Here is a 10,853-nt window from a genome sequence, read left to right as displayed (position 1 = left end):
CCTTGTGGGGGAGCGAGGCGCTCGGTTTTGAATCTAGCAACGGCCTTTCGCAAAGTAAAGGAAACGGAAACGCGACCCTTCGCGATCGCACGATCGACTCCGCCGCGGCGGCCACGAAAAAACCGGTCATGAAAATCCGATGCGACGCGATAGCCGCACGGACGCAAAGCGCGAAAAATGCCGACGGCGATGCGCCGCCCAATGTCGGCGAATCAGATGGCGAGCGTATGGCAACCCATGAAGTCAGCCTGAAGTCAGCCAATGGAAAATCGCGATGAAATGCGCACGGAATCGTTTTCTGGCGCACCGATTCCGCACTGCACGATGCCCGGCGCCGCGCCCGCGCGCCGGCGACGCATGCGCGGGCAAGCGCCGGCCCCGCGCGGCGGCGCCGGTTCGAACGGATTGCGTTGGCGCGTAATATTTGAAAGAATTCGGTCCGCAACGCTTTCGCGTTGTCGCATTGCCGAAAATGACGGGAATCACGCAAAATGTCGGCATTCCAATTCCCGCCGCGCATCGGGCCCGTTCACTCGACGCTCCCCCAACCAGCCGCACCGGCATAACGAAGCATAGGTATGAATTCATGACCGCCAGCGGGATCAGCCCTGGCGCATCGCGCGATGCGTCCCGCACCGACCGGCGCGGCGCGCTCGTCGCCGTGGCCGTCGCCGCGCTGGGCATCGCTGCGTCGTATGGCGTCGCGCGGCTCGTGCTGCAGCAGGAACGCAATGCCGCGCAGGCCCGTTTCGAGCGCCGCGCCGCGCACGTGACGACGACGCTGCGGCAGGAACTGCTGACCGCCACGACGGTGCTGCGCGGCGCGCGCGGCATGCTCGGCGAGAACGCGTCGCCCGCCGCCGTCGGCTGGGCGAACTATCAGGCGCAGCTCGATCTCGATCGTGCGCGCTCGCCGATCCGCTCGCTCGGCTTCGTCGACGCGAAGGCCGTCAGCGGCGCCGCCGCGCAACCGGGCGTCGATCCGCAGACGCGCGCCGCGCTGCTGCGCGCCGCGGATTCCGGCCTGGCGACGCTCGACGCGCATGCGGCGCCGCCCGAGAACACCTACGCGCCGGACAGCGGCGCGGGCGCGCTCGCGCTCTACCTGCCCGTCTACACGGCGAACGGCGCGCTGCCCGCCCCCGAGCGTCGCCGCGCGGACACGGCCGGCTTCGTCGTCGCGACGCTCGACGCGCGCCGCCTGGTCGAGCTGTCGACCGCGAACGACCGCGACATCGACCTGCGCCTGACGGCGGGCGAAGCGGGCGTGCTCGTCTACACGACCGAGCGCGACTACGGCGGCGCCGACGCGTCGCGTCCGTCGCTTGCGCGCACGGACTCGCTCAATTTCGGCGGCATGCCGCTCGCGCTCGCCTATACGACGGAAAACCGCTGGGCGGCGATCCGCTCGGACGCCGTCGCGACCACGGTGTTCGTCGCCGGCGCGGCGACGTCCGCGCTGCTCGCGGTGCTCGCGTATCTGCTCGTCGGGCGCGTCGGCGCGCGCGACGGCTACGCGGACGACAGCCCGCTCAACGAAGCGCGGATGATGGGCATCATCCGCTCGTCAATGGAAGCGATCATCACGGTCGACGAGATGCAGACGATCGTGATCTTCAATCCGGCCGCCGAACGCGTGTTCGGCGTGTCCGCGATGGACGCGATCGGCTCGCCGCTGTCGCGCTTCATCCCCGAGCGCTTTCGCGAGGCGCACGAGAAGCACGTCGAGCAGTTCGGCGTGACGGGCGTATCCGAGCGGCAGATGGGCCGTCAGCGCGTGCTGTACGGGCTGCGCGAGAACGGCGAGGAGTTCCCGATCGAGGCATCGATCTCGCAGATCCGCGACGGCTCCGGCAAGCTGTACACGGTGATGCTGCGCGACGTCACCGAGCGGGTGCGCAACGAGAGCGCGCTGCGGCAGTCGCGCGAGGAGCTGCGCGAGCTGTCCGCGAACCTGCAGAACGTGCGCGAGGAAGAGAAGACGCGCATCGCGCGCGAGCTGCACGACGACCTCGGCCAGCAACTGACCGCGCTCAAGATGGACGTGTCGGCGATCGCGCTCGCGCTCGCCCGCTATCGCGACGCGCGGGCCGACGCGCAGCCGATCGCGGCCGTCGAGCAGCAGTTGCACGGGATGCGGCGGCTCATCGATTCGACGGTCGCATCGGTGCGGCGCATCGCGGCCGACCTGCGGCCCGTGATGCTCGACGATCTCGGCCTCGTGCCCGCGATCGAATGGCTCGTGAACGATTTCACGAACCGCTACGGCATCGACGTCGAGCGCCGGCTCGACACCGCCGACACGCGCTTCACCAGCGCCGGCGCGACGACGCTGTTCCGGATCGTCCAGGAGGCGCTGACGAATGTCGCGCGCCACGCGGACGCGACCCGCGTCGACCTGACGCTCGCGATCGACCAGGACTTCTGCCTGCTGCAGATCAGGGACGACGGGCGCGGCGTGCAGCCCGACGAACGCCTCGGCGCGAACGGCGACAAGTCGTTCGGCCTCATCGGCATCCGCGAGCGCGCGCACATGCTGAGCGGCACCGTCACGATCGATTCGGCGCCCGGGCAGGGTTTCTCGATCAAGGTCGCGCTGCCGCTCGCCGCGATCCGGCAAACGGACGCGCTCCTGTGATCAGGGTCCTGATCGCGGACGATCACGCGCTCGTGCGCGACGGCCTGCGCCACATTCTCGGCAGCGCGACGGGCTTCGAAGTCGTCGGCGAAGCGTGCGACGGCGTCTCGACGATCGAGCTGATGCGCTCGACCGATGCGCAACTGCTCGTGCTCGACCTGTCGATGCCGGGCCGCAACGGCATCGACCTCATCAGGCAGATCAAGGAAGAGAAACCCGCGCTGCGGATTCTCGTGCTGACGATGCACGCGGAGCAGCAATACGCGTCGCGCGCGTTCCGCGCGGGCGCGTCCGGGTACATGACGAAGGAGAGCGCGAGCGCGGAGCTCGTCGGCGCGCTGACGAAGATCGCGGCGGGCGGCGTCTACGTGAGCCTCGCGATGGCCGAGCGGCTCGCGCGGAGCCTGAACGAACCCGCCGAGTCGCTGCCGCACCAGCGGCTGTCCGATCGCGAGTTCGACGTATTCCGGCGGATCGCCGCCGGCGAGACGATCACCGAGATCGCGCAGGCGCTCGACGTCAGCGCGAAGACGATCAGCACCTACAAGGCGCGCATCCTCGAGAAGATGCAGATGCCGCACGATGCGGCGCTCGTGCGCTACGCGATCCGGCACAAGCTGTTCGACGACGGCGACGAGGCCTGATCGACGACGCGGCGGGACGCGGGCCGGGCGACGCGCGGCGCGTTCCCTGCGCTGCCGCGTGCCCGTCGTCCGTATCGTCGTCACTCGCCCGGCGTCCGGCTCCGGCTTCTTGTCCGCATCCGCGCAAACCCTCGTAGGATTATCCCTACAGCAAACGCGTCATTGCCTACTCCATTTTCACCCGGCGCTGATTTCGCGCCTCGACCGCGCGGGCCATACTGCCTGCCATGAATGCACGCGAGCCGACTCCTCCGCTGAGAGTGTTTCTCGTCGACTATGCGGCCCCGGTCAGAGATCGTCTTACCTCGCTGCTCGAGACGATCCTCGGGGTCGAGGTGGTCGGCGAGGCCGAGGACGTCCCGGCCGCGCTGGCCGGCATTCTGGAAACGGGCGCCGACGTCGCCGTCATCGAGCTGAGATTGACGGGCGGCAATGGACTCGAGTTGATTTCGGCGCTGACGCGCGCCGCTCCGAGGGTGGTCAAGATCGTGCTGACCAACTTGTCCGGACCGGCATTTCGCGCGGCATGCAGCGACGCGGGGGCGAATTTCTTCTTCGACAAGATCGCCGACGTCGACGCCGCCTGCCGCACCGTGAAAACCCTGGCCAGCGCGCACCGACCGAGCGCGGCCGAATGACAGGAGCAGATCATGTTGCAAGCGCATACGTCGAACGCTTTCACGCCCGCGCAGCGGCAGCGCGTGACGATGCCGCTGCGCGCGGCTGCGCGCGACGACGCGGCGAAGCGCCCGGCCCCGCGCTGCTCGAGTTGCGCGATGCGCAGCGTCTGCATGCCGTTCGATCTGAGCACCCACGAATTCGCGAAGCTCGACGCGCTGATCTGCTCGGCGCGCCACGTCAAGCGCGGCGACGCGCTGTTCCGCACGCATGACGTGTTCCAGAGCATCTACGCGGTGCGCACCGGCTCGTTCAAGACGGTCGTCATGCATCGCGACGGCCAGGAGCACGTGACGGGCTTCCAGATCGTCGGCGAAACGCTCGGCCTCGACGGCGTGTGCGCCGGCCGTCACAACAGCGACGCGATCGCGCTCGAGGACAGCACCGTCTGCATCATCCCGTTCGCGCAACTCGAGGCGGTATGCCGCGAAGTGAAGCCGATGCAGCACCACGTCCATCGGCTGATGAGCGGCGAGATCGTCCGCGAATCGAGCCAGATGATGCTGCTCGGCACGATGACGGCCGAGCAGCGCGTTGCCGCGTTCCTGCTCAACATCTCGGAGCGCTTCCAGAAGCGCGGCTATTCGGCGGCCGAATTCAACCTGCGGATGACGCGCGAGGAAATCGGCTGCTATCTCGGGATGAAGCTCGAGACGGTCAGCCGGATGCTGTCGAAGTTCCAGCGCGACAAGCTGATCGCGCCGCGCGGCAAGCAGATCCGCATCATCGATCCGGTCGGCCTCGCTCGCGTGTGACGCGGGCAATGCGGACCGCGGACAGAACAATCGCTACGGGGAAAGAAGAAAGACAGGCAGGCCGAACGCGACGAGGACAGGCCCAGGACAGGCCAACCGGGCCGCGACGGGGCCAACCCATACGGGGAGCACCCCGGCGTCACGAGCGCACCGGCAACACGAGCGTCGCCTGCCGGTCCGGATCGAACTGGAACGTCACCCCGAACCGCTCGCCCGGATTGACGGGCGGCTGATAGAGGCTGTCGTACGTGTCGAGCACGATGCCGATGTGATGGCCCGCCGGCACGTCGTACGCGATCGCCGAGAACTCGATCGGGAAATCGATCGTCGCGCCCGGGCTCGCCCAGTGCACGGTCCGCGCGCCGTGCGTGATCAGCTTGCCGAAGCCGAGCGCGTCGACGTCGTACAAATACGCGACCACCTGTGCGCGCGCCTGCGACGGCGTCGCCCGCAGGTTCAGTTGCGCCGCGCCGCGTAAATGCAGCGGCTGCGCGAGCGCCGTGCCCTCGTAGCGCACGCCCGTCGCGAGATTGACGGTCGCGAGCTGATTGACGACGGGCGCGCCGATGCTCTCGCCGAACGTCGACAGCACCGGAATCGGGCCGCTCGTCGCGGTCGTGTCCGAGAAATTCTGGATCAGGTCGTTGCCCGCGGTGCGGTTCGGCGCGCTCTGCAGCGTGCCCGAGACGCCCTTCGTGCACAGGCACGAAAGATCCCAGCGCAGCGCGCCGCGCGGCCCGACGTACAGCGTCTGTGCACGCACGTTGCTCGCGGGCCATGTGTCGAACGACTCGCGCGTGTTCGTGAACTTGATCTGCATCGACACCTCGGGCTCGGTGTCCAAGCCGTTGCGCACGCCCTTCAGCCAGCGGTCGAACCAGCGATGCGCCTGATCGTACGGATAGTTCGGCAGGCCGGCGAGCGCGCCCGGAATCTCGGCCTGCGCATGGATGCCCGGATTCAGCAGCAGTTTCTTCGGCACCGTCAGATTCGAGAACAGTTTCATCGACGAATTCGGCGTGAACATGTCGTCTTCGAAGTTCTTGCTGATGAAGACCGGCGCGCCGCGGCGGTTCAGCGCGTCGAGATACGTCGACGGCGAGCGCACCCGCGCCCACGCGATGATCTCGTCGGCCTTCGCCTGCGTCGTGTTCGGATCGAGCAGCGCCTTCACGTACTGGTCGACGATCGGATCGAGCCGCCCCGTCACCTTGCCGGACAGGAACAGCACCGCGCTCCACGTCGCGTTCGGCGACTGGGCCGGGTACAGTTGATCGGCGAGATCGCCCCAGCCAGAGAGCGCGGCCGCCGTCTTCAGCCGCCTGTCCTGCGCGAGCGCGAGCAGCGACAGCCCCGCGCCATACGAGATGCCGCTCACCGCGAGTCTGTCCGGATCGGCGGGCGTGTTCGCGGACACCCAGTCCACCGCCGACGACACATCCTTCACGTCCTGCGGGCTCGCCACCTCGACCTGCCCGCCCGACAGGTAGAAGCCGCGCGCGGTGTAGGCGAGCACGATGTAGCCGTCTTGCGCGAGCTTGCGCTGCTGGCCGAGATATTCGAAGAAATCGGATGCGGCCCAGCTCGAGATCATCACGATCGCCGGAAACGTCTGATCGGGGCGCGTGATCTTCGGCAGGAACACGTTCGCGGTGAGCCGCGTGCCGTCCGTCGCGGTGACGGTCTGGTTGTTGACCCAGCAGGTGCCGTCCTTCGGCGAGCTCACGCCGGGAAACTGGAACGGCGTCGTGTAGACGGCCGCTTCGGCGGGCGTCGCGGGCCGGCACGACACGCCCGCATGAGCGAACGACGCGGCAAGCGCGACGCTCGCACCCGCGATCAAACGCGCAAGTTTCATGTCTCTCCTCCAATTCTTCTTGGATCTTGTTCGGTGGAAGGTGCGATCGGCGGCCCGTTTTCGGCGGAATCCCGCGCGGCACCGGCTGATTGAGCCATCCGTCGCGCGCAGGGTCAAGACGGGCAAAGACCGGGATCGACCGGCCGGCACGATGGCCTTCGTTGTTGACCGTTTGAGCAACGCAGCGGAATCGTTGCGGCGGAAGCCGGAAATCTCGTCCGCGCGGGCAACGATCGTTTGAAACCGAGGGGCGACGCGCGTGTGAAGTAAACGCTCGAAACGGAATGCGCGCGATGAAGCGTGGTCGCGCAGTTCCAGCTACGGCTCCGCGCGGACATCCCGCTGCACCTGCTGCTGAACAGCGCGTGCATCGGCGATTTTGCCGACACGCTGATTCGCACGCTGAACGACGGGCCCGGCGACGCATGCGCGCCGCGGCCGCTCGCCGCCTGAGCCCGCCTGAGCCCGCCGAATGCCGGCGCGGCCGGCCGCGCTCCGTCGCGCGCCGTCGGTTAGAGCCTGTTCCCGCTCATGACGGGCTTGCTCTAACCGCGCGCCGCGTCCCTCGCGCGCGCGAGCGCGCGCAGGTTGCCCTCGCCGAAGCCGTGATGCCCCTGCCGCTCGACGATCTCGAAGACGATCTCGCCGGGCCGGCGCTTGACGAACGTCTGGAAGAACAGCCGCGGCGCGCCGTCGCCGCCGATCTCGCCGTCGACGAGGATGCGGCGCGCGCGCAGCGCATCGACGTCGATCCCGCAGCCGGGCAGCCGCGCATCGATCTCATCGTAGTAGCGCGCCGGCGGCTCGACGAACTCGACGCCGTTCGCCGCGAGCGCATCGGCGCACGCGAGAATGTCGTCGGTCGCGAGCGCGATGTGCTGGACGCCCTCGCCCGGCTGGTCCGGCAGGTATTCGTGCATCAGCGCGGTGCGCCGCGCGCCCTCCTCGTACACAGGAATCCGCACGTCGCCGCACGGCGACACCATCACACGCGACTCCTCCGACACGTGCCAGTTCGCGTTGAGCTCGTGGATCTCGCGGAAATGCAGCAGATCGCGATAGAAATCGAGCCACTCCTGCATCCGGCCGCTGCCGACCGTCTGCGTCAGGTGATCGACGCGCCGCAGGCCGGCGCCGAAGCAGTCGAGGTCGGCCTGCGCGGATGCGATGTCGATCGGGCGGAAATCGACGTCGAAGATCGAGATGTCGCCGACGCCGCCGCGCAGCCCGCCGCGCCCGCGCCAGCGGTCAACGAAATGAATGTGCGACGCACCGATGCCCTGGATCGCCGGAATCGTCAGCTCTCCGACGCCGATCCGCTCGCCCTCGAACGCCCACGCGCCGAGTTCGATCGCGCGGTCGAACGCGCGCTGCGCGTCGTCGACGCGAATGCCGATCGCGCAGACGCCCGTGCCGTACTCGTGCGCGTAGCGCGCGGCGAACGAATCGGGCTGCGCGTTGACGAGGAAGTTCATCTGCCCTTGCCGGTACAGCACGACCGCCTTGCTGACGTGCCGCGCGATCGCCTTGAAACCGAGCTGCTCGAAGCGCCGCGCGAGCGCGTCGGGCTCGCGCGCCGCGAACTCGACGAATTCGAGCCCCGCCATGCCGAGCGGGTTCTCGCCCGGCGGGCCGGTAAACGCGGGGGCGCTGGACGCGGGACTGGCTGGGCTGGACATCGAGGGCTCCTTGGCTGGCGGGGGAATCGTCTTGGGCCGGCGGCGACGCATCGCGCCGCGCGGCCGGCCTGCGCCGGCAATTTTAACCAAATCGTTCATGACGCAAAGCGTCGCCGCACCCGACATCCGCATCGTCTCCCATCGCGCATCGGTTGCTCGCCTAGTGCAAACCCCGAAATCGATCGATAATCGCACTCTTTCGTTCGATAATCGCGCAAAATGTTTCATCGCCACGTTGCTCCGAAGCCGCTGCCGCTCCTATGCTGCGTGTCACCCCAACATGACGGCTTGCACGAGCCGCACCGGCAACGCCGCCCACGCATCGCGTCACCGCGGCGGCATGCGCCGGCGACAAAAGGAGACATAGCATGACCCCAGCATTCGACGCGGCCGGCACGATCGACGCCGCGCCCGCCCGCCGCAACCAGGCCCGCAAGGCCGCGATCGGCAGCTTCGTCGGCGCGGTGGTCGACTGGTACGACTTCCTGCTGTACGGCATCGTCGCCGCGCTCGTGTTCAACCATGCATTCTTTCCGAACGTCAGCCCGACGATGGGCACGCTCGCCGCGTTCGCGACGTTCGGCGTCGGCTTCCTGTTCCGCCCGCTCGGCGGCGTCGTGTTCGGCCATTACGGCGACCGGCTCGGCCGCAAGCGGATGCTCGTGCTGACCGTGATGCTGATGGGCGTGTCGACGGTCGCGATCGGCCTGCTGCCGACCTTCGGCGCGATCGGCTGGTGGGCGCCCGTGCTGCTCGTCGTGCTGCGCGCGGTGCAGGGCTTCGCGGTCGGCGGCGAATGGGGCGGCGCGGCGCTGATTGCGGTCGAGAGCGCGCCCGAGAAACAGAAGGCGTTCTACAGCAGCGGCGTGCAGGTCGGCTACGGCGTCGGCCTCGTGCTCGCGACGGGCATCGTGTCGATCCTCAGCCACACGCTCGGCGACGCCGCGTTTCGCGCGTGGGGCTGGCGGCTGCCGTTCGTGTTCAGCATCGTGCTCGTGCTGATCGGCCTGTGGGTGCGCTCGAGCATGGACGAATCGCAGGAATTCGTCGAGAAAGTCGAGCACGGCCACCGCAAGCTGAAGCTGCCGGTGCTCGAAGCGCTGACCCGCCATCCGAAGGCATTCGTCTACATCGTCGCGCTGCGCCTCGCCGAGCTGTTCACGATGTATATCGTCACCGCGTTCGCGCTCAGCTATTCGACGTCGAACCTCGGCATGTCGCGCGATCTGTTCCTGAACATCGGCCTGCTCGTCGGCGCGCTGAGCTGCGTGACGATCCCGTGCTTCGCGTGGCTTGCCGACCGCTTCGGGCTGCGCCGCGTCTACATCGCCGGCGCGCTCGTCGGGCTCGCGTGCGCGGTGCCGTTCTTCGTCGCGCTCGAGGCGCGCGCGCCCCTCTGGATCGTGATCTGCTCGGTGATGCTCGCGAACCTCGCGCACGACATGGTCGTGAGCGTCCAGCAGCCGCTCTTCACCGAGCTGTTCGGCGCCGAGTACCGCTACAGCGGCGCGGGCGTCGGCTATCAGTTCGCGAGCGTGGTGGGCGGCGGCTTCACGCCGTTCATCGCCGTCGCGCTCGTCGGCTTCGGCGGCGGCTCGTGGCATCTCGTCGCCGCGTATCTCGCGGCCGGCTGCCTGGTGTCCACGCTCGTCGCCGCGCGGATGCGCGCCGCCTGAGCGAGCGCGGCGCATCGCCCATCGCGACATCGAGAATGAAGAAGACGCCGCTCGACCGACGCGACTGGATCGCGGGCCTCGAGAAGGGCCTTGCGATCCTCGAGGCATTCGACAACCAGCACGCGCGGATGACGCCGACCCAGGCCGCCGCGCGCACGGGCCTCACGCGCACTGCCGCGCGCCGCTATCTGCTGACGCTCGAATCGCTCGGCTACGTGTACACCGACGGGCGGCTCTACGGGCTCACGCCGCGCGTGCTGCGGGTCGGCTGGTCGTACTTCGATTCGGCGCGCCTGCCGCGCACCGTGCAGCCGTATCTGCAGCAACTGAGCGCGACGCTGAACGAATCCGCATACGTCAGCGTGCTCGACGAATGGGAGCTCGTCGTGATCGCGCGCAACGGCGTGTCGCGCGTGATGACGACGGGCTTCGTGCTCGGCGCGCGCGTGCCCGCGCCGCTGATCTCGCCGGGCGTCGTGCTGCTCGCGCACAAGGCGGACCAGGACGCGGTGCGCGCGTGGCTCGACTCGACCGAGTTCCCGCCGTTCACGCCGCACACGCTGACCAGCAAGGCGCGCCTGCAGGAGAAGATCGACCGCGCGCGCATCGACGGCCATGCGCTGATCGAGCAGCAATTGCAGGTCGGCGTGCGCGGGATCGCGGTGCCGCTCAAGAACCGGCACGGCGAAGTCGTCGCCGCGCTCAGCACCAACATGCCGATCGGCGGCGAAAGCGCCGATGCCGCGCTCGAACGCGTGCTGCCGCACCTGCAGGAAGCCGCGCTGGCGATGATGAACGTACTGTGAGCGTCACCCTGCGGGTGTCGCCGCCGCGCCGGTCGCGCCTGCTGCGGGCTCGCCAGGCGCGCTCGATCTGCCGGCCCGACCACGTGTCTCGCACGGGCTCGACGGTTTATCGGCTGATT

General features: G+C 68.4%; 9 protein-coding genes and 1 pseudogene. 8 read left to right on the top strand and 2 right to left on the bottom strand.

Annotation, left to right across the window (positions count from 1 at the left end):
• Positions 1 to 2: 2 nt before the first annotated feature.
• The 5 genes from WT16_RS34230 (at position 3) to fnr (ending at position 4,715) form a co-directional block, all read left to right on the top strand.
• Positions 3 to 278, top strand: a complete 276-nt coding sequence (locus tag WT16_RS34230) for a hypothetical protein (protein WP_155246034.1) — start codon at positions 3 to 5, stop codon at positions 276 to 278.
• Between the two features lie 308 nt (positions 279 to 586).
• Positions 587 to 2,638, top strand: coding sequence for a PAS domain S-box protein (locus tag WT16_RS29250; protein ID WP_063534846.1), 2,052 nt, complete (start codon positions 587 to 589; stop codon positions 2,636 to 2,638).
• Complete coding sequence (locus tag WT16_RS29245) at positions 2,635 to 3,282, top strand: response regulator transcription factor (protein WP_063534845.1); 648 nt, start codon at positions 2,635 to 2,637, stop codon at positions 3,280 to 3,282. The genes WT16_RS29250 and WT16_RS29245 overlap by 4 nt, the downstream gene beginning before the upstream one ends.
• A 227-nt stretch (positions 3,283 to 3,509) precedes the next feature.
• The gene (locus tag WT16_RS29240; RefSeq protein ID WP_009915080.1) at positions 3,510 to 3,920 is read left to right on the top strand and encodes a response regulator transcription factor; all 411 of its coding nucleotides are present in this window, start codon (positions 3,510 to 3,512) and stop codon (positions 3,918 to 3,920) included.
• A gap of 69 nt (positions 3,921 to 3,989) precedes the next feature.
• A complete protein-coding gene (gene fnr, locus WT16_RS29235) occupies positions 3,990 to 4,715 on the top strand; it encodes a fumarate/nitrate reduction transcriptional regulator Fnr (protein WP_085954761.1) in 726 nt (241 codons plus the stop codon).
• Positions 4,716 to 4,854: 139 nt separating this feature from the next.
• Here the strand turns inward: fnr and WT16_RS29230 are convergent, their stop codons facing one another.
• The gene (locus WT16_RS29230; protein WP_063534844.1) at positions 4,855 to 6,573 is read right to left on the bottom strand and encodes a CocE/NonD family hydrolase; all 1,719 of its coding nucleotides are present in this window, start codon (positions 6,571 to 6,573) and stop codon (positions 4,855 to 4,857) included.
• Positions 6,574 to 6,855: 282 nt separating this feature from the next.
• Between WT16_RS29230 and WT16_RS29225 the strand changes: the two are divergent.
• Positions 6,856 to 7,026 (top strand): annotated as a pseudogene (locus WT16_RS29225) (acyl carrier protein); the annotation flags it as partial.
• Between the two features lie 92 nt (positions 7,027 to 7,118).
• Here the strand turns inward: WT16_RS29225 and WT16_RS29220 are convergent.
• Positions 7,119 to 8,252, bottom strand: a complete 1,134-nt coding sequence (locus WT16_RS29220; RefSeq protein ID WP_063534843.1) for a VOC family protein — start codon at positions 8,250 to 8,252, stop codon at positions 7,119 to 7,121.
• A 368-nt stretch (positions 8,253 to 8,620) separates the two neighbouring features.
• Here WT16_RS29220 and shiA point away from each other — a divergent pair, with 368 nt between their 5' ends.
• Positions 8,621 to 9,928 (top strand): shikimate transporter, encoded by a 1,308-nt coding sequence (gene shiA, locus WT16_RS29215; protein WP_063534842.1) that lies wholly within the window; start codon positions 8,621 to 8,623, stop codon positions 9,926 to 9,928.
• Positions 9,929 to 9,963: 35 nt separating this feature from the next.
• Positions 9,964 to 10,734: an IclR family transcriptional regulator C-terminal domain-containing protein gene (locus tag WT16_RS29210; RefSeq protein WP_006027159.1), complete on the top strand. Its 771-nt coding sequence runs from the start codon at positions 9,964 to 9,966 to the stop codon at positions 10,732 to 10,734.
• Positions 10,735 to 10,853: the final 119 nt, after the last annotated feature.

The sequence above is a fragment of the Burkholderia sp. MSMB1589WGS genome (genome assembly GCF_001636105.1).
Classification (GTDB): Bacteria; Pseudomonadota; Gammaproteobacteria; order Burkholderiales; family Burkholderiaceae; genus Burkholderia; species Burkholderia humptydooensis.
The sequence above is the reverse complement of the archived record's forward strand: the minus strand, read 5'-3'. Positions and strand labels throughout refer to the sequence as shown.

Bases quoted from the DNA above. Each gene is read 5' to 3' on its own strand.
- WT16_RS29230 (WP_063534844.1), bottom strand. From the start codon at position 6,573: ATGAAACTTGCGCGTTTGATCGCGGGTGCGAGCGTCGCGCTTGCCGCG.
- shiA (WP_063534842.1), top strand. From the start codon at position 8,621: ATGACCCCAGCATTCGACGCGGCCGGCACGATCGACGCCGCGCCCGCC.
- fnr (WP_085954761.1), top strand. From the start codon at position 3,990: ATGCCGCTGCGCGCGGCTGCGCGCGACGACGCGGCGAAGCGCCCGGCC.
- WT16_RS29250 (WP_063534846.1), top strand. From the start codon at position 587: ATGACCGCCAGCGGGATCAGCCCTGGCGCATCGCGCGATGCGTCCCGC.
- WT16_RS29220 (WP_063534843.1), bottom strand. From the start codon at position 8,252: ATGTCCAGCCCAGCCAGTCCCGCGTCCAGCGCCCCCGCGTTTACCGGC.
- WT16_RS29210 (WP_006027159.1), top strand. From the start codon at position 9,964: ATGAAGAAGACGCCGCTCGACCGACGCGACTGGATCGCGGGCCTCGAG.
- WT16_RS29240 (WP_009915080.1), top strand. From the start codon at position 3,510: ATGAATGCACGCGAGCCGACTCCTCCGCTGAGAGTGTTTCTCGTCGAC.